The following is a 25,198-nucleotide window of genomic DNA, read 5'->3' as shown; positions in this document are numbered from 1 at the left end:
TGCAGGCTCATGAAACTGTTCCGCGGTCGGCAATGTACGGATTTGTTTCAGTCTGTAAGTTCAGGACGTCGTCACTGAACCGTTAATCGCAATGCGATTACAGGGTTTCAGCGTAGAGTTCGATGCTATGCTTAACTTCTACGTCGTCGTAGTTCTGTGAAAGCATATCGTTCATCTGCATCATACAAGCCGGACAGCCTGTGGATACAACTTGCGCACCGGAATCAATGATGTTGTTACGCTTACGTCCTCCGATCTTCTTGGAAAGATCGTAGTGGTATAATGTGAAGGTACCGCCACAACCACAGCAGCGATCGGCTTCGTCCATTTCTACCAGTTCGTAGTTGTTGTTCATGCGGATAAGGTCACGAGGCTGTTCTGCCACACCAAGACCCTTCTTCAGGTGACAAGAGTCGTGGAATGTTACCTTTTTTCCGCCCTTAGGAGCGTCGCCTTCCGGCTTCACACCAAGAACATCTACGAGGAATTCGTTGATATCCATTGCTTTAGCAGCAATTTTTTCAATCTTTTTCTGTACGTCGGCCGGGTATTCTTTACCATACTTAGGCCAGTATTTCATGATAGTGGAAATACAGGAACCGCATGGGGCGACAATATAATCATATTCGCCTTCAGCAAAGATTTCCGCGTTGTATTTCACCATCTTGTCATAGGCAGTTTTATCACCTGCGGAAAGAGCAGGGATGCCACAACAAGCCTGAGTTGCAGGCATCCAAACGCCAACGCCGTGGTGTTTGAATACTTTCAGACAAGCTTCACCCATGTTGGTGTACATTTTATCTGCTACACAGCCAGGGAAGAAGAGAACACGAAGGCCGGATTTACCAGCAGGTGTGTCAATTGTACCGTATTTGGCGTGCAGAGATTTTTTAGCAACCGGATTAAAGTGGCGGTTGCCGATAAATGGCTCGAGCAATGGAGCTTTACGGGTGCCCTGTGCTTCAGATGCTTTAGAAGTCATGAGGTTCTGGAATTTAGAACCGAAATCAAGAAGCATGTTGAAGAGTTTAGGGTTACCGACCATGCCGCGCAGGATAGCTTTCTTCACTGGGGAAAGACCCATGTACTCGTTAACGATGTTACGAGCTTTAATGAAGATATCGCTGATCTGTACGCCGGATGGGCAGTTAGCACCACATGAACCACAAAGCAGACAACGGTTCAGGGCTTCCTGAACGCCTTCTGCGTCTTTGATCATTTCAGCTGCAAGGCGCTCGAGAAGGGCAATTTTACCACGGGTAACGTCAGACTCCCTCATTGTTTCGGAGAAAACTGGACAAACAGCCTGACACATGCCGCACTTCATGCAGGCAACCATCTGGTCGTCCAACTCCTGAAGGAGCTTCGCAAGTTTAGTAAGATCTGCTGACATGATACTAACCTGCGATGATTTTACCAGGGTTGAGGATGTTGTTAGGGTCGATCGCACGCTTCATGTTGAGAGAGTAGTCAATAGTAGCGCGGGAAGTTTCCTTTTCCATCCACTTGGATTTAGCCATACCGATGCCGTGCTCGCCGGAAAGTGTACCTTTGAGAGAAAGAGCTACGTCGAAGATTTCGTCAACAGCTTCTTCTACACGGTGGAATTCTTTTTCGTCACGACGGTCACAAAGAATAGTAGGGTGCAGGTTACCGTCACCAGCGTGGCCGAAGGTACCGATAGCAAGGTCGTATTTCTTAGCGATGTCGTTGATTGCTGCAACCATTGCAGGAATCTGGGAGCGAGGTACTGTAGCGTCTTCAAGTACAGTAGTCGGCTTCGCGCGAGCAAGAGCTGGCAGCGCGTTACGACGTGCTTCCCACAGTTTAAATTTCTCTTCAGCGTCTTTAGCAACGTGAACAGCAGTCGCACCGGCTTTGGTGAGACATTTTTCTACAACAGCAGCTTCGTCAGCAACCTGTCCTGGGTGGCCGTCAACTTCGATAAGAAGGATAGCAGCAGCTTCAACAGGAAGACCGGCTTTAGTGTAAGCTTCAACGTGTTTGAGCGCAGCCTGATCCATGAACTCGAGAGTACAAGGAACAACGTGAGCAGCGATGATAGCAGCAACAGCTTCAGAAGCTTTGTTTACATCATCAAACACAGCCATCATTGCTTTAGAAGCAGCTGGTGGCGGAGTAAGCTTAAGGATGATTTCGTTAAATACACCAAGTGTACCTTCAGAAGCAGCCATAAGACCAGCAAGGTTGTAGCCGGTAACACACTTAACTGTGCGGGAACCGGTTTTAACGAGCTGACCGTTTACGTCAAAGAAGTCCAGACCCATAACGTAGTCTTTAGTAACACCGTACTTAAGACCGCGCAGACCGCCAGCGTTTTCAGCAACGTTACCACCGATAGTGGAAACAGCCTGAGAACCTGGATCTGGTGGGTAGAACAGACCACGTTTTGCAACTTCCTGAGCAAATTTAGCAGTAACAACACCCGGCTGAACAACAGCGTAAAGATCTTCTTCGTTAATTTCGAGGATCTTGTTCAGACCGTTTGTGAGAATAACAATGCCGTTACGTTTGTCAGGGATGGTACCACCGGAAAGGTTGGTGCCAGCACCGCGAACGGTAATAGGACAGTTGTTTTCGTTACAAAGAGCAATAACTTTGCCTAATTCTTCAGAGTTGGTCGGGCGAACAACCAATGAAGGGGTTACAGGATCAAGTACAGCGGAGTCGTAAGAGTAAGCCTGACGCTCCGGCTCAGAAGTGAAAACATTTTCTTTGCCTACAACGGCTTCAAATTCTTTAGTCAAGGACGCACTAATCACGGAGTTCTCCTCAATAATTATGTTGTCTACAATCGGTGCTAACTGCCCACAGTAACCGGCAACGAACAGCTAGACCGTACTTTTTAAAAAACGGGGCACACTTCCGCAGTAGCCCCGTTCTTCAATACACTAGTAAGAAAAACAGGAGACAGCGCAGGGCTGTCTCCTGCCAGTATACTTAGAAGAGGGTCGGGAACATAACGATGCAGAGAGATACCATGATACCAACCACGATACCGTACAGAAGGAAAGGAGCGTAGGTACGACGAAGGATGGCGCCTTCCTGACCAGAGAGTCCTACTACTGCACAAGCTGCAACGATGTTGTGAATACAAACCATGTTACCCATACCACCACCAACTGCCTGAGCAGCAACGATAAGCTGACGAGGTAAGTCGAGCTGAGTTGCCATACCCCACTGGAATTCAGCGAAGAGAAGGTCAGATACGGTGTTGGAACCAGTAATGAATGCACCTAAGCCACCAACGAAGGAAGCAAACATAGGCCAAGCACTACCGAAAATGTTAGCTGCAACTTCCGCCAATGCCAGAGGCATGGAAGGAAGACCTGCAGGGTTGTTCGCGGAAAGACGGAAGATAGATACCAGAGCAACTGCGAAAACGAGAGCGATGGTAGGGTTCTTCATCTTAGCGATAGCTTCAGTCCAAGCTTTCTTGGTGTTTTCACCGCTCATGCCGTGGAGGCCGATAGTGATGATAGCAACAAGAACGAATGGAATGGTACCCGGCAAGTACAGGTACTTAATAGCGTTCTTAATTTCAGGGTGACCAAGGAAGCCAGCGTCAAAGCTGAGTGATACGCCAGCAAGCATACCTTTAAGGCCAAGTTCCGGAATACGGGTGATCACGAGGATCGCACCGATAAGAACGTACGGGAGCCAAGCGCGGAACTGAGACATGTGAGCAGTAAAGTTGGTGTTGCCACCACCTTTGATATCACCAGTCCATTCTGGTTCCCATTTTTCGTGATCACCAAAGTCAAAGTGATCGTTAGGCATGCAGAAACCGTTTTTAGCACCAAGGATAATGATACCGAGACCAACGAGACCACCGATAAGGGATGGGAACTCAGGACCTACGAGCCACGCGAAGGTGAGGTAAGGTACGATAAACGCGGTAGATGCAAATAAACAGAATTTCCATGCGCCAAAGCCTTCTTTCCAGCTGCGGTTAGGACCGAAGTAACGGGTAATAAAACCGAGCATGAAGATAGGCAGAATGTAAATCATAGGTGCGTTGAAAACAGTAGCCCACTGGCCGATTACTGCGTTGAACTGGTCAGCAGAGGCAAAGTTAAGGCCTGGGATACCAGCTGCAACAGCCTGATCAACGAGCGGACGAACGTATTTAAGACCAAGAATAACCGGAGTACCAACAGCACCGAAGGTTACAGGGAAGGAGTTAAATACGAGACAGATAACTGCTGCTGCCAGTGGCGGGAAGCCAAGGGAGAGAAGCAGTGGAGCTGCCAGAGCCGCTGGAGTACCAAAGCCAGCTGCACCTTCAATGAACGCTGCAAACATGAAACCAATGATGATAGCCTGAATTCGGCGGTCACCAGTAATCTGCTGCATGCCGTACTGAATAGTTTCCATACCGCCACTGTACTGAAGTGTGTACAGAATGAGGATAGCACCGAAAACGATGATCAATACGGAGATAGCAGTGATGAGACCGTGGAAAGACATCGCAGCTACGTAACTAGCGTCGAGTCCCCAACCAGCCATAGCACCGAGAACAGCACATGCCCAAGCAACAGGCATCGCCTTTGTTGCAGGCCAACGAAGACCTACCATCAGGATAAGAGCTGCCAAAATAGGCAGAACAGCATACATTGCCAACATAATAAAACGCTCCTCATTTAGTTGTTAGCAACCGTATCCGTTTATCCACCATTAAAACGGATACGATTGAATAAAAGGGCTCCCGGCTCAGGCTTCCGCTCCCTTACCGGGAGCCCTTATCAGCATATAGTAGGCTACGCGCTATTTAGCGTCGCGGCCGTCGTCGCAAGCTTCACCAGCGCCTGCTTTGCCGTCGGTTTCAGCAGTAGCTGCAACTTCGCAGCGGCCGCCTTCGTCACCTTTAGCAGCAACAGGAGCACCAGGAGTAGCTACTTCGATGCCTGGCATATCGCTCAGAGCTTTGAAGTATTCGTAGCGTTTCATGTAGTCTTCTTCGATCTGAGCACGGAGACGCTTGGATTCTTCTGGTGCCATTTTTTCGAGCAGAGCGTAACGGTTTTCGCCAGAGAGGAATTCCTGGATCTGACCGTTAGGAGCTTTGGACTCGTAAGCAAACGGGTTCTTGCCTTCGTCAGCGAGAACTGGGTTGTAGCGGTAAAGTGGCCAGTAACCAGTTTCTACTGCGATTTTTTCTTCTTCGATGGATTTGCCCATACCTTTACGGATACCCTGGTTGATACAAGGTGCGTAACAGATAACGATGGACGGACCGTCGAATGCTTCAGCTTCTTTGAATGCCTTGATAACCTGGTTCATGTTAGCACCCATGGATACGGATGCTACGTAAACGTAGCCGTAAGACATTGCGATAAGACCGAGGTCTTTTTTACCAACTTTCTTACCGGAAGCTGCCATTTTCGCGATGGAGCCGAGTGGTGTAGCTTTAGAAGACTGACCACCGGTGTTGGAGTACACTTCGGTATCCATTACGAGAATGTTGATGTCTTCGCCGGAAGCGAGAACGTGGTCAACGCCGCCGAAGCCGATGTCGTATGCCCAACCGTCACCACCGAATACCCAAACGGATTTTTTGGTGAAGAGGTCAGCCATGGAGTAGAGTTCGTGTGCGATAGCACTGTGTTCTACGCCAGCTTCGATAAGTGCGAGGATTTCTTCACCTGCAGCAGCAGATGCTTCGCCCTGACCTTTAACTTCAAGCCAAGCCTGAAGAGCGTCTTTGAGCTGTGCACTTTCAACGGTGTCGATAGCTTCTTTTACAACGTCTTCAAGTTTGTTGCGACGCTGAGTGTAAGCCATACCCATACCGTAACCAAATTCAGCAGCGTCCTCGAAGAGGGAGTTACCCCAAGCAGGGCCGTGACCGTTTTTGTTTACAGTGTACGGGGTGGTAGGTGCAGATGCACCCCAAATGGAAGAACAACCGGTTGCGTTAGCGATGATCATACGCTCACCGAACATCTGGGTGAGGAGTTTAACGTATGGAGTTTCACCACAACCCGCACATGCGCCGGAGAATTCCATCAGAGGCTGCTGGAACTGAGAGCCTTTGAGGGAGTCGCGGGACATGAGGGAATCTTTGATTTCGATTGCTTCTTCAGCGTAAGCAAGGTTAGCAGCCTGATCGTCAACCTGAGTTTCGATTGGCTTCATAACGAGTGCTTTTTCTTTAGCAGGACAAACGTTAGCACAAGAACCACAACCGAGGCAGTCTTCTGCGTAAACCTGCATGCGGTACTTCAGACCTTTTACTTCTTTGCCTTTCGCATCGAGAGTAGTGAAGGTTGCTGGAGCATCAGCGAGTTCTTCGTCAGTAGCGAGTACAGGACGAATAGCAGCATGAGGACAAACGTAGGAACAGCGGTTACACTGAATGCAGTTTTCCTGAACCCATTCAGGTACGAGGATAGCTACGCCACGTTTTTCAAATGCTGCGGTACCAACAGGGAAGAGTCCGTCCGGTTCGAAGGCGGAAACAGGGAGTTTGTCACCTTTCTGTGCAAGGATAGGACGAACAACGTTGGTGATGAATTCAGGTGCGTCACCGTTGCAAGCGCATTCATCAGAAGCGGTTGCCCAGTCAGCAGGAATTTTAACTTCAACGAGAGCGTCAACAGCTTTATCAACAGCGTCAACGTTCATTTTAACGATGTGGTCACCTTTCTTACCGTATGCTTTCTGGATAGAATCTTTCAGAAGAGCAACAGCCTGTTCGAAAGGCATTACGTTAGCAAGCTTGAAGAATGCAGTCTGCATAACCATGTTGATGCGACCGCCAAGACCTACTTCAGATGCAATCTTAACAGCATCTACGTTGTAGAACTTGATGTTCTTAGCTGCGAGAGTACGCTTCATGGAAGCAGGGAGGTGTTCGTTCATTTCCTCTGGAGACCAGTTGGAGTTCAGAACGAAAGTACCGCCGTCTTTGATTCCGTCGAGAAGGTCGTACTGGTTAACGTATGCAGACTTGTGACAAGCAACGTAGTCAGCAGCGTTAACAAGGTAAGTGGACTGAATCTTTTCGTTACCGAAACGAAGGTGAGATACAGTGAAGCCGCCGGACTTTTTGGAGTCGTAAGCGAAGTAACCCTGTGCGTACATATCGGTGTTGTCACCGATGATTTTGATAGCCTGTTTGTTAGCACCAACAGTACCGTCAGCACCGAGACCGAAGAACTTACACTGAACAGTGCCAGCAGGAACGGTGTCGAGTACGTCGCCAACAGCGAGGGAAGAACGGGAAACGTCATCGGTAATACCAACAGTGAAGTGGTTTTTAGGACCGGTAACTTTCATGTTCTCGTAAACTGCGAGTACGTCAGCAGGGGTGAATTCTTTAGAACCGAGACCGTAGCGGCCGGAAAGAATCACTGGCATTTCGCCGTGTTCTTTAAATGCAGCGCAAACGTCAAGGTAAAGAGGATCGCCGATAGCGCCTGGTTCTTTAGTACGATCAAGAACAGTGAAGATTTCTGCAGTAGCAGGAACAACTTCGAGCATGTGCTTGATGGAGAACGGACGGTAAAGACGAACTTTAAGGAGACCTACTTTTTCGCCTTTTTCGGTGAGGTAGTTAACTACTTCTTCGATAGCTTCGTTACCAGAGCCCATACATACGATAACGCGCTCTGCTTCTTCGTGGCCAACGAATTCGAAAGGCTTGTAGGAACGACCGGTGATGCTTTCAACTTTAGCCATTGCATCGATAACTGCTTCAGGAACAGCATCGTAGAATGGGTTACAAGCTTCACGAGCCTGGAAGTAAATATCTGGGTTCTGAGCAGTACCGCGAAGGTGTGGGTGCTCAGGATTCATTGCGTTCTGACGGAAAGCTTCAATTTTCTCGAAGTTAACTACTTTTTTGATGTCTTCGTAGTCGATAACTTCAATTTTCTGAAGTTCGTGAGAAGTACGGAAGCCGTCGAAGAAGTGACAGAAAGGAACGCTGGTTTCGATTGCTGCAAGGTGAGCAACGAGAGCCATGTCCATAGCTTCCTGTACGGAGTTGGAACACAGGAATGCAAAGCCGGTCTGACGACAAGCCATTACGTCCTGATGGTCACCGAAGATGGAGAGTGCGTGTGATGCAAGAGCACGCGCAGAAACATGGAAAACGCCAGGGAGAAGCTCACCAGCAATTTTGTACATGTTAGGGATCATGAGCAGGAGACCCTGAGACGCTGTAAATGTAGAGGTCAGCGCACCTGCTGCGAGACAGCCGTGTACCGCGCCAGCCGCACCAGCTTCGGACTGAAGCTGACGGATGGAAACTGTCTGGTTAAAAATGTTTTTCTTGCCGGCAGCAGCCCAGTCATCAGCAGCTTCTGCCATGTTGGAGGATGGGGTGATCGGGTAGATCGCAGCTGTATCACTTAAAGCGTACGCAATATGTGCAGCAGCTGTGTTACCATCCATAGTTTTCATAGTCTTGGCCATTAGAGTAACTCCTTTATGTAGCCTGAAAGCATGTGGGTCATGCTATCCTGCTTTTTCCTGTTCGCTGCCTCTGCAGAGCAGACGGCCTGAAATGCGGGTTTATCCCCGCCCCACATTTCACGAAGGAAAAAAACAGGGTGATCGGGTTAACCAATACAAAAGATATGCCACTTGTGTGATTTTTTAGAATCTCAAACAAATCAAACGGTTACATGGTAAGACGGTTGGAGTGAGATTTTATAAATCACGATAGTGTCCGAAAAATAAGACACGTTCTAATCTATCTGCTCCGAATCACGCGGTAAACCGCGGGTTCATTGATTCTTTGCAAATAAAATTAAACGGTTATCATGTCCTAAATATCAGACAACTATAACATCGTTGCTCCTTCTACAACAAAATGAGTACACAAACAATGGTTGTTTACGGAAAGTTCGCGTTTATTTTTGCTTGTTTTATCAATCTTGTTTTATAAGGAGATATTATACTTTTTAAGCAACGCATATAGGTGGGAGCGGGATAATCCCGAAGTTTCCAACATTTCTTGAATGTTAGATCCATGTTCTGCGATTAGCTGTAAAAGGTACTTCTTTTCCATGTCCGATTTAAACTGTCGAAGGGTCGGCAGTGAGTCGAACGAAAATGAAACCGGTGTTCCGGACTTCTGGTCTGATTTTTCAGACACAGGTGCCAAAACACTCTCCGCTGTCTGATTTTCCGTTCCGCGTACCAGCCCTGCCTGAGCAATCTTAATACGAATGTCAGCAGGCAGATGACGGGCATAGAGAACAGATTCAGAGCCGGCAGCAACTAACGCCTGTTCAAGGGCGTTAAAAAGCTCGCGAACGTTTCCCGGCCAATCATATTTTGCAAGGGTCGGGAAAAAATCCGCAGAAAAAGTTTTTACTGGAATACTGTATTGCTTACAAAGTTGTTCAATACGGAATTTTGAAAGCAATTCTAAATCGTCATTACGAAGACGTAACGCGGGGAGCTCAATGTGTACAGTTTTAAGACGGAATAAAAGATCCTGACGGAATTCACCTTGTTCCACCATTTCTTCCAAATTTCGGTTTGTTGCAGAAACAAGTCTGAAATTACTTTTTTCTTCAACCGTTCCGCCGACAGGGCGAAATACTCGCTCCTGAAGGAACCGCAGGAACGACTTTTGGATAGTGAGCGGCATCTCGCCAACTTCGTCCAGAAACAATGTGCCGTTATCGGCCAGCTTTACAAGGCCGTCTTTGTCTGTCTGCGCACCGGTGAAAGCACCTTTTTTATGCCCGAAAAGTGTGGATTCCAGCAGTGTTTCTGTAAGAGCCGCACAGTCAACTACAACAAAATCGCCTTGTGTGCGTTTGCTGTTTGCGTGAATGGTGCGTGCTGTCAGCTCTTTGCCTGTGCCTGTCTCTCCGGTGATGAGAACGTTGGCATCAGTTGAGGCAGCTTGCGCCATTAAATTGAAACAGTTTCGGATAATAGAACTGGTTCCCACCATGTGGGCAATTTCCAGCGGTTTTGCATCGCTGCTTTTTTCTTTTTTTTCCTGACGATACTTTAAAACACGGCGAAGCGTCTGAGTAATTTCCTTAATGGATGCAGGTTTTACAAGGTAGTCCCAAACTCCCCGCTGGATAGCTGTTTCAGCTCCGGCAGGGTCACCGTCGCCAGTAAGGATAATGACTTCCGGCGGGTTGTCGAAGTGCGAAATATCAGAAAGATAGTCCAGCCCGTTTCCGTCAGGAAGCCGGACATCAAGGAAGAGCACGTCAAATTCACGCTTGCGCAGCAGATCAAATCCCTGTGCTATGGTTTGCGCTGTGGCACAGTCATACTGAAGGCGTGAGAGAAGACTTTCAAAGGTCTCACAGATATTAATGTCATCATCAATAATAAGAATGTTGGGCATGCTCAATTTTCCGAAACGTTGAGGTGATCAACGCCCCCCGGGGGCGGTAAAGTGTTTGGTTACTGCAACGGATGCAATACAGAAGTAATTGCTTTGGCAATTATCGAACTGTTGTACGGCTTACTGACAAGGGTTTTAATTGAAGCGATTTCTTCTGCACCCTTGGCGGCAATATTTCGACCGGAAACCATAATCACTGGAAGGTTCGGAGCAGCAAGACTAATATGTTTAGCCAGCTCAAGGCCGTTAAGTTCCGGCATGTCGAAGTCGGTAATAACCAAATCCCATGCTTCAGGAGTTTCACTGACCATAGTAGCAGCTACCGCAGCATTGGCTATGGGGTCAACCTCGTACCCTAAGTTTCTGAGAACTCTCGGGATTGTCTCAAGCTGGTCGGGATCGTCTTCTACAAAAAGAATGCGTCCTTCACCCTGAAAAATGCTTTCCGTCAGCTGGTCATCCGCTTCCTGAACAGGCTTGTCAATGTGCGGCAGATAAATGGTGAACGCAGTGCGGACAAACGGGATGCTGCTTACTTCAACACCGCCACCATGACCTTTAATAATGCCGAGCACAACAGACAGGCCCAAACCGGTTCCTTCTGTCTTTCCTTTGGTCGTAAAGAACGGGTCAAATATTTTGTCTTGAATTTCAGACGTAATACCCGGTCCGTTATCTTCGATTACAAGCGTAAAGTATTCTCCTTCCGGAATGTTTACCTGACTGGCTTTTTCTTCAGTCAGATTCACCCTGTCTACTTCCAGACGGAGTTTGCCGCCGTGCTCACGTAGTGCCTGAAACGAGTTTGTACACATGTTCATGATGATCTGGTTCATCTGGGTCGGATCACCAAAGGTATGGGCATGGTCAACATGGTATTCTGTTTCAATAGTAATGTTACGCGGCAGGGAAGCTGATACAAGCCCGACAGACTCGTTAACCACGTCGATAATATCGGTGGTGCGGAATCCGGCAACAGAAGGTTTGCTGAATGTCAGAATTTTCTTAACAAGACTGCTTCCGTGCTGGGCTGCCCGTAAAGCACGGGCAAGGTCGTTGCAGGTTAATGTCTCCTCATCAATATCAATAAGTGCCAGCTCTACCGAGTTGATGATGGAGGTCAAAATATTGTTGAAGTCGTGGGCAATACCGCCGGCAAGGGTGCCGATAGCTTCCATTTTTTGAGACTGCAATAACTGGCGCTCAAGGTTGATCCGCTGTGTGATGTCTTCGGCTGTGGTCAGCATACCGACAACTTCACCCTTGTCACCGTGTAATGGTAATCGGTTGATCTCCAGCCATACAAGATTGCCGTCTTTATCTGTGATCCGCTCTTTGGATTTCAGTTGAGGGATGTTGTGGGCAAGCACCATGTTTTCTGACTGTTGCATGGCCAGAGCATCCTGTTTGTCAAAAAGGAACTCTGCATCTGTTTTTCCGATAAGCTCGCGGGCATGGTTGATGCCGAAAAACTTGTCAAAGGAACGGTTGCTGCCCATGTAGCGGAATGTATTGCTTTTCCACGATACAAGCTGTGGAATGTTGTCCATAACGGATTGCAGCATCCGCTCTGAATTACGTAATGCTTTTTCAGCCCGTTTACGGGTGGTGATGTTTTCAGAGAAGCCTTCGAGCAGTTCTATATTATTGAGTCGGTCGCGGATAACACGCACAGACATATTCGCTGCAATGGTTGTGTTATCAGGACGCATGAGAGTGCGCTCGAATGTCAAAATCTCGTTAGCCCGTGCTTTGTGGAAGTCTACATCCAGTAATAATTCATCAAGGGCATTATTTTCATGCGCCATGAACTCTTCAGGCGTAGTGTACCCGTTCATTCGTGCAAATGCTGTGTTTACGTCGACAAATGCACCGGAAGGGCGAACTCGGAAAATGCCCAGCGGAGAGTTTTCAAAGATAGAACGGTATTTTTCTTCAGCAAAGCGTAAGCGGTCTTCTGCTTTTTTGCGGTCAGTAAAGTCGAAGATAACGCCTACCATGCCGGTAATTTCTCCGCGCGCGTTCACGTTTGTAGCTTTGTGCAACAGAATGTTGTGCACACTGCCCTCGCGGGAGGAGATGGTCTGTTCGTAAATGGACTCACCCTGATCGTTCAGCAACTGATGGTCTACAGGATGCTGAAGCTGCGAAAGTCCGAACTCCTGCAACTCCCACTCATTACAGTTCAAAATGTCGTCGCGCTTGATGTCGAAGAATTTTTCAAATGCAAGGTTACATTCTTTATAGCGTCCGAATTTGTCTTTGGAATAAATTGGAATAGGGATGGTATCCATAAGCAGACGCAGAAAGGTGAGCTGGTCTTTGATCTTCTGCTCAACGGATTTTTTCTCCACAATATTCATCACCAACAGCACAAGCGTAATGGTAAGCAAAATAAGACTGACAATAATTGTCCAGAATACCTGCTTATTCAGTTCATAGAATCTGCTTGGAGCGTTAATCATAATTGCTGGAGCAGGAAGCTCACGTTCACTCAAGTGAAGACGTTTGAGTTCGTTGTAGTCAAACGCCCATGGAGATTCAGTCTTGGATATGACCGGAAGATCGCTAGCGGGGGTGCCATCAAGAATCTGTAAACCAAGCTCCGCAGCTTTTTGTCCGTCGGTTAAGCCGGAGATAAGGCGTCCGCCTAGAATACCGTGACCTAACAGGAATCGCCAGTTTGAGTAGAGCGGGGCACTGGTGCTGTCATGCACTTTTTGCAGAAGTTCCTGCGCAGAATAAAATTGACCGTCAATTTCCCGATACATCGGAATAAAGTAGAAAAAGGTGTCCGGTGGAACCTGTTGTACACGGCGGATAATCTCTCTGTGCGGTAAGTCCGTCCAGAATTGAACCTTCAATCCCTTGTCAATTTTCGGAAGACCTTCAATTACCTGTTTGCGAATAGCTCTACCGGTAACGGATTCGTCACCGATAACAATCATCTGTTTCAGACTCGGGTGCATTTCTAATGCAAGACGGATGTTTGAAGCGACATCAAACGTCTCCATAACACCTGTTATTTCTTTGCTTTTTATCCAGTCAGGCTTAAAATCGTTCACACCGACAAAGACAATGGGAACATCTGGGAAAAGTTCTTCCCCGTATGTATTGATGAAATTAAAGGCGTCGTTGTCAGAAACAGCAATTAGATCAAATTTAGTGTCGGCAAACTTACGACGGAACAGATCCATGACATGCGTCACTGCCTGTTCGTAAGGAAATTTTTTGGAATCGAGATATTCAACCTGCAACATTATGGAATAAGGGCTTTCCATAATACGTTGCTTAAAGCCTTCGAGCAGGTTGTCCGACCATGCGTAGCCGTTGTGGTAGGAGTTGAGGTACAGAATGTTTTTGCGCTGTTTTGTTTGCGAGGCAGGATTGGCAACCGCACCGGAAACTGTCAGTAAAACAGCGAACAGTGCTATACCTATAAGATGTAAAATTCGTGTACCCATACCCGATCCCTCATATGCTCAACTAATGTATTGCATGCAAAACTTCCTGCAAACAGCCGGAGGGAGCCTTTTTTTACCAATTTTGTTGCATCCCCCTCGCCTCATGTACCGTTTATTCACTCAATTGTCATCTTCCCTAAAGCGGCGAATTTTTGACAATAGTAAAAATATTACTGTAAAAATAATATGTTATAAAAATGGCAAGCTCCTTGCTATAAGTCTTCGCAAAGACAATTACGTGGCGTTCCGAATAGATAGAGTGCCCATTCAGGAGGACTGCAATGTTATTTTTGCTTGGTGGAAATGATAAAAAGCCGACACAGGCTGAACAGGCTCGTACCGAAAATATGGAACGTGTGAAGGACTTATTTCTTGCCGGCCGTTTCCCTGTAGTAACTACTGAAGTGCTGGAAGGACGCGCTATCGGAAAAGTTCTCGGGTTGGTTGCTTGTCGCGGATATGATTCTGACGATGCATTTTTCGGCATGACAGCACGCGCAGTAAACAAAGGCGCACAAGCCATTATCGGATATCAGGAAAACGTTGCGTTTCATCCGGATGGCAGCAAATATTTCTCTTGCTACGGCACTGCTGTGCAGTTTGACCGTTCAAAGCGAGTTTAAGGCATACGTATAGTCCGACTGGTTGCTTCACGTTAGACTGCGTTGCTTTACCCTTGCGGCTTGCTGCAATATTCCCCCCCCCCCGAAAAGACCTACCTAGGTTATGCAGCAGGCCGTAAGGTAAATTTCTTTAACAGTCCTTGTAGCAGAGACTGTTAAAGAAATAAAAAAATCCCGAATCACTCAGTGATTCGGGATTTTTCTGTTTATGAACGGAACCGCGTTACAACAGGCTATTCAGAATCTTCTTCCAAACTGCGAGTGTAGCGACAGGTTTTTTCAGGACACGCAATGTGTTTGCCGCGTGCCTTTGTTGTTTTGATCGTCAGCAATTTGGATTCACACTGCGGACATTCTTCCTCAACAGGGTAGTTCCACAATGCGTAGTCACACTGCGGGTATCTGCTGCAAGAGTAGAAGATTTTACCGGAGCGTGAAGATTTTTCAACGATTTCACCTTCGTTACATCGTGGGCATTTAATACCTGTAGAGAACGGTTTTGCATGCTTGCATTCAGGGTATCCGGTACAGGCAATAAAACGTCCGCCGGTTCTGGTACGTTTGAGAACCAGATCTTTGCCGCAATCAGGGCATTCGCCCATTTTCTGTAATTCTTCTTTAGGGCGTTCTACGAGAACAACATTCCCGTTTTCATCGCGCGTAAAGTTCGAAGTATTCTTACAGTCCGGATAGCCGGAGCAGGCAAGGAATGTTCCGGCTTTACCGAATTTAATCATCATCGGCTTGCCGCATTCGGAACAGGTCAGCTCAGTTTCCAAACCCTGTTTTACAGACTCCATTTCTTTGGCAGCCTTTTCAAGGGTTGGATTGAAGTCGTTCATGAAGTCAGTCATGAGCTGAGTCCAGTTCAATGTGCCCTCTGCAACGTTATCGAGCAGAGTCTCCATTTGCGCAGTAAAACGAACATCCATAAGGGTGGAGAAATGTTTTACCAGCTGCTGGCAGACAACACGACCGAGGTCTGTCGGCACAAAGTTCTTTTCTTCAAGCTGTGCATAGCCACGGTCGAGCAGTGTCGAGATAATGGCAGCATATGTAGATGGACGGCCGATACCCAATTCTTCCATTTCGCGTACAAGAGACGCTTCAGAGAATCGTGCAGGCGGCTGTGTAAATTTTTGTTCCTTATCGAGCTTGATGAGTCGGATATCCTGACCTGCTTCAAGCTTCGGCAACTCAACGGAGTCTTCCTTGGTTTTTTGCGGAGAAGCCGCAAGGAAGCCGGGGAAGAGCATGCGTTCGCCTTTTACACGCCAAGTGCTTGCAAGAGCGTCTGCATTGTCGATAGTTGCAGGATTCGGTGCAGCAGCAATAGTTACCGTGGTATCATGGAATTGAGCTGCTGCCATCTGGGATGCCATAAAGCGGGACCAGATAAGGGAGTACAGAGCATGCTGTTCACGCGGGAGCAGAGTACGCACTGAGTCCGGAGTAATAGAGGCGTCAACAGGACGGATAGCTTCGTGAGCGTCCTGCGCGCTGGATTTTGTTTTAAAGAAGCGCGGTTTTGCCGGAACATATTCCTTACCGTAAAGGGAAAGAATGAGTTCTTTTGCAGCATCGCGTGCGTCATCAGCAATACGTACGGAGTCAGTACGCATGTAGGTGATAAGTGCTGTTGTACCTTTATCGCCAAGTTCAACACCTTCATAAAGGCGCTGAGCAATGGACATGGTACGCTTGGCAGAATAGCCGTGACGCTGACTTGCTGCCTGCTGAAGTGTAGAAGTGATGAACGGCGGCAGCGGCTGACGGCTGCGTTTTTTCTCTTCTACTTTTTCTACGGTCATTTTGGAGGCAAGAACAGCTTCCTGAAGCGCATTTGCTGCTTCTTCATTCGGCACAACTGCTTTCTTACCGGCAATCTGATGCAACAGAGCTTTGAATGGCGGCGGAGTTTCGCCTTCCATTTCAGCTTTGAATACCCAGTACTCTTCTGGATCAAAAGCATAGCGTTCTGCTTCACGTTCAACAATAAGACGTAACGCAACAGACTGCACACGACCGGCAGAGATACCGCGTTTTACTTTGTTCCACAGCAGCGGGGAAAGCTTGTACCCCACAAGGCGGTCAAGAATGCGACGAGCCTGCTGTGCATCAAAAAGGTTTTCGTTCAGTTCTTTAGGATGCTCAAGTGCTTCACGAACCGCGCGGGCGGTAATCTCGTTAAACTGGATACGCTTTGCATTGGGATTTTCTTTCTTGATAATCTCAGCAATATGCCACGCAATAGCCTCCCCCTCGCGATCGGGGTCGGGAGCAAGGAAAACGTGATCAGCTTTCGCTGCTGCTTCTTTCAGTGTGGAAACAACTTTCTGTTTACCCTGAATGATCTGATACTTCGGCTTGTAGTTTTTGTCTTCGTCAACGCCGAGGTCTTTTTTAGGCAAATCTCGCACGTGACCTACACTGGCGTGCACCATGTAGTTACGGCCAAGGAACTTCTTAATTGTTTTCACCTTTGCGGGTGATTCCACGATGATCAGGTCTTTTCCCATTGAATGTCCTGTTTCCGATGTTGGTTAAGGAATACCTGGCACCACAAAGAAATCAATAGGTGTACCAGATGCTAAGCGTTTTTCCGTTAAGGGAAGATACGGCAAATGCTGTCAGCGTCAAGTGCCGATTTTCTAAAATTATGATTACAACGGTATATGTTCCTGAAGAACAATGCAAAATTTCCGGCTTTTCTATCGTTGTCTCTATATTACAAAATGATTGCAGTAAGGAAATGATACAGGTTGAGAAGTTGCTGTTACTGAAACAGGATCTATTACAGCAGTTAATGGTGTTCAATTTACTGACATTTTGTTCGATAACTAAAGTGAGTGATTACTATCGGAAAGCCTCTAGCCCACGGATTATAACGAGTCTAACGAGTTGGCATTCTAATTGCTGAATAGGAGCCGTACGTTGTCGAGCTCGGGGGAGCTTTAGGAGGAATATTATGTCTGTTACCCAAATCTCAATGACGCAGGTTCAGGGAGCCCTGCAGCATTCTAAGAGACGCAATGGTGCGAATTTACTTAATGATGCTGCATCTGATAACGGCATGAGCCGCTTCGAAGCCTTGCTTAGAGAACCGCAGCAGATTGCGGATGCCATGGCATCAACGCAATCTACGAATACTGCGGCGTTACCTATTCAATATCAATATTTTGGACTGACAGAAGCAGAGAAGTCAGCACGTTCAGGAATGAACCTGCGTAACGTTTCTGCTCTGGCAACACTTATCAACACATCGTCCGTAGAGCCGACTGTATTAAGCGGTGCGCTCAAAGCATTGACAGAAGCAGCTGAAAAAAATCAGCTCGAGACAGCTTCTGCCAGTGGTATTCCAGTTAATCTGGAAGGAATGATGAGTCGGGAAATTGTCAGTGAAGCTGTAAAAAGCACAGTTCAAGCCTCTGAAAGCGCTATGGGTGATAGTGCTGATCAGAATGAGGCAAACAGGGTAGAACCTGTTGTAACTAATGAAGTTCGTGGTTCATTAGCTACAATGTTCGAATCCGGCGCAGCCGGAAATATTGCTGCCATTGGCTACGATGCAACGGGCGGAACATCATATGGTAAATACCAGTTCTCCTCCGCGCGCGGAACAATGGACGATTTTTTGACATATCTTGATACACATGCATCGGATATTTCACTGCATTTGCGAGCAGCCGGTGATGTGAATACAGGTTCAAGACAAGGCGAAATGCCAACAGCTTGGCAGGAAGTAGCAAGCATTGATCCTGTACGGTTTGAGAAAATGCAGGATGCCTTCATGCAGTCCCGCTACTTCACACCGGTGGCGAGCGTGCTTCAGGATAAAATGAACGTGGCTCGCATGAGCAGTGCCATGGAAGAAGTGTTACTTTCCACTTCTCTCCAGCACGGGCCTAGCGGCGCAGTAAAAATCTTTGCAAAAGCTTTTGGCGCAACAGGCGGCTTCTCAGAAGAGATGCAGGAAGCGTTTATTAAAAACGTATACGCACAGCGCACAAAAGAGTTTGCTACCTCTTCACCTCAGATTCAGGCAAGTGTGCAGAGCAGACTTAATGCCGAGCTGACCGTGGCGTTATCTATGCTTGCATAAGGTGAAAACGTTGGCATATCCGAAAATAACCGACTCATATTTTTGACAACGGTTACATGACGGAACGTTGACCACTCTATAGACTAGCAACCTATGCATCATATTGTATGTAGAAGGGACATCTGAAAAGATGTCCCTTTTTTTTATGGTATTTCAGCATGATGAAAAGAGAATGGAAACTTTTGATCTATCCACTTGACCCGTGGAGGCTTCTGCCTTAATTACATATGAACACATATTCATACGTAATTTTATTTCAGAGGTAATATATGGAAATTGCATTACAATACGTAACAGAAGTCTGGGAGATCCTGCTGGAAGCTGCCCCGTACGTTCTGTTCGGCTTCTTTGTCGCTGGGTTGCTGAAAGGTTTTCTGCCTGATGATTTTGTAGCACGTCACCTTGGTAGTAAAACAAAAGGAGCAGTCGTTAAAGCTTCTTTGTTCGGTATTCCACTTCCTTTATGTTCTTGCGGTGTTATCCCTGCCGCGGCAGGGCTTCGTCAGCAAGGTGCAAGTAAAGGGGCTACCACTTCCTTTATGATTTCAACTCCGGAAACAGGTGTAGACTCTATTGCAATCACCTATGCGCTGCTTGATCCTATTATGACAATTGTCCGTCCGTTTGCTGCATTTATTTCTGCTCTTACAGCAGGGACACTCGTAGATATGTTTCCTGAAAAGCCTAAACCGGGAAAAGTGGAGTTCACGCCGCTTAACTTCAAGCCTACAACTCTTGAGAAAGAGGAATGCACTTCAGGCTGCTGCTCATCGCATTCTGTGGGAAATACGTTTAAAGAAAAATTTACCTCCGGTATGCAGTTTGCCTTTGGTGAGTTGGTTGCAGATATCGGAAAATGGCTGCTCATCGGTATTTTGATTGCTGCTGTTGTTTCAACCTTCCTGCCGGTAACATTCTTTCAGGATTACGTAGGCGACGGTCTTTTGAGCATGATCCTTATGGTCTTCATCGGTGTACCGATGTACGTCTGTGCAACAGCGTCAACACCAATCGCTGCCGCATTAGCTTTGAAGGGACTTTCACCGGGCGGCGCACTTGTTTTTCTTCTGGCTGGGCCAGCAACAAACGCAGCGACAATCACTGTTGTGGCACAAACCCTCGGTAAGCGTGTTGCGATGATTTATGTTTCTTCCATTGCTGTAACATCCGTGATTTTGGGGCTCGCCGTAAACTGGCTTTACGCAAAACTTGGTCTGTCCGTATTTTCTTGGATTAACAATGTGGAAGCACATGAGCACGGCATTATCGCCTATGCCTCAGCAATTCTTTTGCTCTTCCTTGTCGGTCGTCAGTTTATTAAACGCCGTGGACATCATCATGGTGAGACTTGCGGCTGTCATTAAGACATAGTTGCCTTTGAATCATAAAAAAAGCCACGCATAGCGTGGCTTTTTTTGTTTCTTCGAGATGATTGTTGTTAAACAATCGCTTTGTCCAGCGCAGCATCAACGTGTGCTTGTACTGTATCGATTAACGGTACGCCGCATTCGGTAGATTTGAGCAGCAGCCCGATTTCGGTACAACCGAGAACAACAGCTTCAGCCCCGTTCTCTTTAAGCGCTGCAATAACGCGCAGGTATTCTTTGCGGGTACTGTCGAGAAATTTACCATGCGCAAATTCATCAAAGATACTGTTGTGTACCACAGAGCGGTCATCTTCATTCGGTGTGATGATTTCAAGGTCATATTTTTCAGCCAGCGGCTTGCTGATAAAATCTTGTTCCATGGTGAAAGCTGTTCCGAGCAGACCAAGCTTTTTCACGTTCAGTTCGTTCGCCTTAGCAGCAATAGCGTCCGCAATATGGATAACCGGAATTTCCAACGCCCCCTGAACAGTATCTGCCACACGATGCATGGTGTTCGCACCAATCAGCACCATATCTGCACCGCCTGCTTCAACATTCAATCCTGCCTGTGCCAGTTTGGTGCCTACAGAAACCCAGTCGTCTTTGCTGATAAGCTCACGGAATTCGGCAAAATCAACACTGTCCAGAAGGATTTTGCAGGAATGCAGCCCGCCGAGGCGGTTGCGTGTTTCTTCATTTAAGAGGCGGTAGTATTCAATAGTAGAACCCCATGTCATTCCGCCTAATAATCCGATCTTTTTCATGAAAATATCCTTTGAACTTATGTGAAAACATGTTTTGTGAAATAAGCTGTGTCTTTGCATAAGCTGCATGGAATGTAAAATATGTTTTATAAAACATAGTGTTACCGGATTGGTTTGGTAGGAAATGAGTAACGGAATGCAAGACGCGCAGGATATCTGAGTACACGGTTCCGGTATGAACAGCGGGAACTTCAGCTAAGCTTTGTCCATGCTCTTTATGGAGTTAGGCTTGACATTATTTGAAGAGGCAATCAATCTCGCTGAATCTATATGTTTGGAGTGCAAAATATGAAAAAGGTAGTTGTATCATTTCTCGGCAAAGATGGTCCGGGAGTCGTACATGCGGTCTCCAGCCTGCTTACAGGTCTGGAGTGCAACATTAATGAAGTAAGCCAAACTATCCTGCATAGTGAGTTTGCCGCTATCGTCATCGCAGAAATGCCGGACGGTACCACCGTAGACTCTTTGCAGGAAGCACTGGTGAAAGGGCTTGCTGAACGACAGGTAGACCTCAGTGTTACAGCACGCCTTTACGACGGTAGGAGCTGGACAGCTGAAGATCCACAATCGTTTGTGGTCAGCGTAGACGGGCCGGATCAACACGGGCTCGTAGCGGCAATCTCAGGTATTCTGGGAGAGCACAATGTGAATATTGCCAACCTGAAAGCTATTGTCCCTGCCGATCAGCCGGACGGACATGCCCTCATTGTTTTTGAGGTTATTGTTCCCGGTTCCGTGGAGCTTGCGGCTCTGCGTGATGCATTGAATACTAAAGCGGAGGAACTTTCTCTTCGCGTCAGTCTTCAGCACAGGGATATTTTCGAAGCAGTGCACAGGGTTCAACCTGTGTAGCTTCAGGCAGGTGACAACTACTGGGAAATTTTTGTCACCGTCTGTGTAAGATGAGTTTTTTAGCTATCATTTTATAAGGAAAAAAGATGCTTTCAGATCGCGAAGTGCTCAGCACGCTGGCAATGCTCCGAAACGAGCATTTGGATGTTCGTACCGTAACCCTTGGTGTCAGCCTTTTTGACTGTGCAAGCCACGACTTTGACGTGTTTGCAGATCGGGTTCGTACCAAGATCAGACATTATTCAAAAAAGCTTGTGGCTACTTGTAATGAAGTGGGCGACAAGTACGGTATCCCTATCGTTAACAAACGCATCAGTGTAAGCCCTATGGGCGTTGTCTGTGCATCATACACGCCGGAACAGATGGTAAAAGCGTGTCAGATTCTGGACGAAGCAGCTCAGGAAGCCGGCGTAGATTTTCTCGGCGGTTTCGGTGCACTGGTAGAGAAAGGCATGACCAAAGGCGATCGTGCTCTTATTGATTCTCTTCCGGAAGCATTGGCAGTTACGCAGCGCGTGTGTTCCTCAATTAACGTTGCGTCTTCAAGAAGCGGTATTAACATGGATGCAGTGGCGCTTATGGGTCAGCGCATTAAAGACATTGCAAGCCGTACCGCGGATAAAGACGGACTTGGCTGCGCCAAGCTTGTTGTTTTTGCCAACATTCCGCAGGATGTACCGTTTATGGCTGGTGCCTACCTTGGTGTGGGTGAGCCGGAAGCGGTTATCAACGTGGGTGTCTCCGGTCCCGGCGTTGTTAAAAAAGCCATTGACCGCGCAGTGCAGGACGGCAGTGCCAAAAGTCTCGGGGATATTGCAGAAGTTATTAAACGTACCGCATTTAAAGTAACCCGCGTGGGCGAAATTATCGGTAAAGAAGTGGCAGAACGTCTCAGCCTGCCGTTCGGTGTAGCAGACCTTTCTCTGGCTCCGACACCGGAGGTAGGTGACTCCGTTGGTGAAATTTTTGAAGCCATCGGTCTGTCCTCAATCGGTGCTCCGGGTTCCACCGCAGTACTGGCAATGCTCAACGATGCAGTGAAAAAAGGCGGCGCGTTCGCATCCTCTCATGTGGGTGGATTGTCCGGTGCCTTTATTCCGGTATCAGAAGACTCCAGTATCGCGGCAGCCGCTGCTTCAGGCGCGCTGACCATGGAAAAACTCGAAGCCATGACAAGTGTCTGCTCTGTAGGGCTTGATATGGTAGCAGTACCGGGCGACACCTCCGCTTCAACCCTTTCCGGTATTATTGCCGATGAAATGGCAATCGGTATGATCAACAGCAAAACAACTGCTGTACGTATCATTCCTGTTCCGGGCAAAGGCGTGGGAGATAACGTTTCATTCGGCGGTCTTCTGGGTGAAGCGCAGATTATGGCTGTTCCGGGTGGTAACGCAGAGCCGTTTATCAACCTAGGCGGACGTATTCCTGCACCGATCCATAGTTTGAAAAACTAGCATAGTTTTTTTCATACAAAATAAAAAAGCCGTTCTGCATAAGCAGAACGGCTTTTGTTGTATGTAGTCTGTCGGAAAGGATTAACCGCAGCTGCAATCAGTGAGTGCAGTCAGAGCATATTCCTGACGCTGACGGTATTCTTCCTGTTTACCTTTGTTCCAGCGTTTAACCGGACGGTAGTAGCCTACAACACGGGTGTATACTTCAGCTTCATTACCGCAGGTAGGGCAGTTGAAGTGTTCGCCGTTGATGTAGCCGTGTTCCTTACAAATGGAGAAGGTAGGAGTTACGGAGATGTAAGGAATTTTGGTATTTGTCATCGCTTTGATGAGGTAGTTCTTTACACTTTCCGGTTCCGGTACTGCTTCGCCGAGGAAGGAGTGGAATACGGTACCGCCATTGTACAGAGTCTGAAGCTCATTCTGGTGCTCAAGAGCGTAGAATACGTCGCTTGTAAGACCTACTGGAAGCAGGGTGGAGTTGGTGTAGTAAGGAACTTCGTTACCGGCGGAAACGATGTCCGCGTAGAGGTCTTTGTCTGTTTTTGCCAGACGGTAACAAGTGCCTTCACCTGGGGTTGCTTCAAGGTTGTACAGGTTGCCGGTCTCTTCCTGGAAACGCACTGTAAGAGCGCGCAGGTGGTTGAGAACACGACGCATGAGGCGCAGACCGCTTTCAGACTCGATACCTTTACCAAGCAGGTTGAGGCATGCTTCGTGACCACCGATGAGACCGATGGTGGAGAAGTGACCTTTGTACCCGTTTTTGAGGTAACGGCGTGAGAACGGGAACATGCCTGCTTCGAGGTTCTGCTGGCAAAGTTTGCGTTTGAACTCGAGAGATTCTTTTGCCATTTCTGCGTATTCTTCAACGAGGTCGAGGAAGTCTTCTTCGTTGTGCGCAAGGTAAGCAAGTTTAGGCAGGTTCAGGGTAACAACACCGATGGAACCGGTGAGGTCGCCCGCGCCGAAGAGGCCGCCGGTTTTTTTGCGGATTTCGCGAAGGTCCATCTGCAAACGGCAGCACATAGAACGAACATCTTCCGGATTAAGGTCGGAGTTGATGAAGTTCTGGAAGTACGGAACACCGTATTTAGCAGTAAGTTCCATAAGAAGCTGAGCCGGTTTGGAATCCCAGTCAAAATCTTTGGTAACGTTGTATGTAGGAATAGGGAAAGAGAAGATACGGCCGTCTGCGTCGCCTTCGAGCATAACCTCGAGGAACGCACGGTTAATCATATCCATTTCTTTCTGGTAGTCACCGTAGGTAGTATCCTGGAATGCACCGCCGATGATGATAGGTTCTTTTGCAATATGAGCAGGAACAACCATATCAAAAGTAAAGTTGGTGAACGGGCTCTGGCCGCCCCAACGGGAAGTGGTGTTCAGGTTGTAAACAAGCTTCTGAATCTGCTGACGAACAGTCGGGTAATCGAGGTTGTCATTACGGATGAACGGAGCAAGGTAGGTATCAACGTTGTTGAATGCCTGTGCGCCGGACCATTCGTTCTGCAGGGTACCGAGGAAGTTTACAATCTGACCGCATGCGGAATCAAAGTGCTTTGCAGGTGCTGAGCAGCAGCGACCTTCAAGGTTGAAACCTTCAAGCAGCAGATCACGCAGGCTCCAGCCGGAGCAGTAACCGGCGAGGCCGAAGGAAAGATCGTGAATGTGGAAGTACCCGTGGGTGTGTGCCTGACGGATTTCTTCCGGGTATTTTTCGAGCACGTAACGAGCCTGAACAGAACCAGCCATATGCAGGATAAGACCCTGAAATGAGTGACCCATGTTGGAGTTTTCGTTAACGCGCCAGTCGCTACGGTCAAGGTAGCTTTCGATCATGCTGGAAACGTCAAAGTAAGCCTGATCTTGAGTGCGCATTTCGCGGCGTTTTTCACGGTAAATAATGTAACGCTCTGCTACAGCGTACAAGCGAGCTTCCATGAGTACTTGTTGAACAGTGTCTTGTACTTGCTCTTGTTCAGGAGCTTCTACATTTGCAAGTTTTTCTTCAACTTTGCGTGCAAGTCTTTTGGAAAGAAGTGGGTCTTTGATACCACTGCTTTTGAGTGCTTTGAGGATAGCTTGGGCAATTCGTTCGAGGGACCAAGTTTCGATGCAACCGTCTCGCTTGAGAATCTGTTTGGGCATTACAACTCCGGACGTCATAAAAGTGCATGGCAAAAGAAAGGCACACGAAAAGAACGCATGCGTTGCG

14 protein-coding genes are annotated in these 25,198 nt (G+C 47.6%); 5 read left to right on the top strand and 9 right to left on the bottom strand.

The window, feature by feature from the left end; genetic code table 11:
• Window positions 1-97: 97 nt before the first annotated feature.
• From QZY95_RS13265 to QZY95_RS13240, 6 genes are all read right to left on the bottom strand, one after another.
• Window positions 98-1,393, bottom strand: a complete 1,296-nt coding sequence (locus QZY95_RS13265) for a (Fe-S)-binding protein (RefSeq protein WP_290924311.1) — start codon at window positions 1,391-1,393, stop codon at window positions 98-100.
• Between the two features lie 4 nt (window positions 1,394-1,397).
• On the bottom strand, window positions 1,398-2,783 hold the full coding sequence (locus QZY95_RS13260; protein ID WP_290924309.1) for an FAD-linked oxidase C-terminal domain-containing protein: 1,386 nt from the start codon (window positions 2,781-2,783) through the stop codon (window positions 1,398-1,400).
• A 178-nt stretch (window positions 2,784-2,961) separates the two neighbouring features.
• Window positions 2,962-4,647: an L-lactate permease gene (locus tag QZY95_RS13255; RefSeq protein WP_290924307.1), complete on the bottom strand. Its 1,686-nt coding sequence runs from the start codon at window positions 4,645-4,647 to the stop codon at window positions 2,962-2,964.
• Between the two features lie 141 nt (window positions 4,648-4,788).
• The gene (nifJ, locus tag QZY95_RS13250; RefSeq protein WP_290924306.1) at window positions 4,789-8,442 is read right to left on the bottom strand and encodes a pyruvate:ferredoxin (flavodoxin) oxidoreductase; all 3,654 of its coding nucleotides are present in this window, start codon (window positions 8,440-8,442) and stop codon (window positions 4,789-4,791) included.
• 469 nt (window positions 8,443-8,911) lie between these two features.
• The gene (locus QZY95_RS13245) at window positions 8,912-10,351 is read right to left on the bottom strand and encodes a sigma-54 dependent transcriptional regulator (RefSeq protein WP_290924304.1); all 1,440 of its coding nucleotides are present in this window, start codon (window positions 10,349-10,351) and stop codon (window positions 8,912-8,914) included.
• Between the two features lie 59 nt (window positions 10,352-10,410).
• Window positions 10,411-13,815, bottom strand: a complete 3,405-nt coding sequence (locus QZY95_RS13240) for a PAS domain S-box protein (protein ID WP_290924302.1) — start codon at window positions 13,813-13,815, stop codon at window positions 10,411-10,413.
• A 281-nt stretch (window positions 13,816-14,096) separates the two neighbouring features.
• Between QZY95_RS13240 and QZY95_RS13235 the strand changes: the two genes are divergently transcribed.
• Window positions 14,097-14,438 carry a hypothetical protein gene (locus QZY95_RS13235; protein WP_290924300.1) on the top strand — a complete coding sequence of 114 codons (342 nt, stop codon included), beginning with the start codon at window positions 14,097-14,099 and terminating at the stop codon, window positions 14,436-14,438.
• A gap of 233 nt (window positions 14,439-14,671) precedes the next feature.
• Here QZY95_RS13235 and topA read toward each other — a convergent pair whose 3' ends face one another.
• Window positions 14,672-16,957: a type I DNA topoisomerase gene (gene topA, locus QZY95_RS13230; RefSeq protein WP_290924298.1), complete on the bottom strand. Its 2,286-nt coding sequence runs from the start codon at window positions 16,955-16,957 to the stop codon at window positions 14,672-14,674.
• A 449-nt stretch (window positions 16,958-17,406) separates the two neighbouring features.
• Here topA and QZY95_RS13225 point away from each other — a divergent pair, with 449 nt between their 5' ends.
• Together QZY95_RS13225 and QZY95_RS13220 are read left to right on the top strand one after the other, a co-directional pair.
• On the top strand, window positions 17,407-18,540 hold the full coding sequence (locus QZY95_RS13225; protein WP_290924296.1) for a hypothetical protein: 1,134 nt from the start codon (window positions 17,407-17,409) through the stop codon (window positions 18,538-18,540).
• Window positions 18,541-18,809: 269 nt separating this feature from the next.
• Window positions 18,810-19,904: an SO_0444 family Cu/Zn efflux transporter gene (locus tag QZY95_RS13220; RefSeq protein WP_290924295.1), complete on the top strand. Its 1,095-nt coding sequence runs from the start codon at window positions 18,810-18,812 to the stop codon at window positions 19,902-19,904.
• A 74-nt stretch (window positions 19,905-19,978) separates the two neighbouring features.
• Here QZY95_RS13220 and QZY95_RS13215 read toward each other — a convergent pair whose 3' ends face one another.
• Window positions 19,979-20,671, bottom strand: a complete 693-nt coding sequence (locus QZY95_RS13215; RefSeq protein WP_290924293.1) for an amino acid racemase — start codon at window positions 20,669-20,671, stop codon at window positions 19,979-19,981.
• Between the two features lie 288 nt (window positions 20,672-20,959).
• On the opposite strand from QZY95_RS13215, the gene QZY95_RS13210 reads away from it, so the two are divergent.
• Together QZY95_RS13210 and QZY95_RS13205 are read left to right on the top strand one after the other, a co-directional pair.
• Window positions 20,960-21,523, top strand: a complete 564-nt coding sequence (locus QZY95_RS13210; RefSeq protein WP_290924291.1) for an ACT domain-containing protein — start codon at window positions 20,960-20,962, stop codon at window positions 21,521-21,523.
• Window positions 21,524-21,609: 86 nt separating this feature from the next.
• On the top strand, window positions 21,610-22,980 hold the full coding sequence (locus tag QZY95_RS13205) for a PFL family protein (protein WP_290924289.1): 1,371 nt from the start codon (window positions 21,610-21,612) through the stop codon (window positions 22,978-22,980).
• Window positions 22,981-23,061: 81 nt separating this feature from the next.
• Here QZY95_RS13205 and QZY95_RS13200 read toward each other — a convergent pair whose 3' ends face one another.
• Window positions 23,062-25,131 carry a ribonucleoside triphosphate reductase gene (locus tag QZY95_RS13200; protein ID WP_290924287.1) on the bottom strand — a complete coding sequence of 690 codons (2,070 nt, stop codon included), beginning with the start codon at window positions 25,129-25,131 and terminating at the stop codon, window positions 23,062-23,064.
• Window positions 25,132-25,198: the final 67 nt, after the last annotated feature.

It is taken from the genome of Halodesulfovibrio sp., from assembly GCF_015482765.1.
GTDB lineage: Bacteria > Desulfobacterota > Desulfovibrionia > Desulfovibrionales > Desulfovibrionaceae > Halodesulfovibrio.
This window is presented reverse-complemented; position numbering and strand designations above follow the sequence as displayed.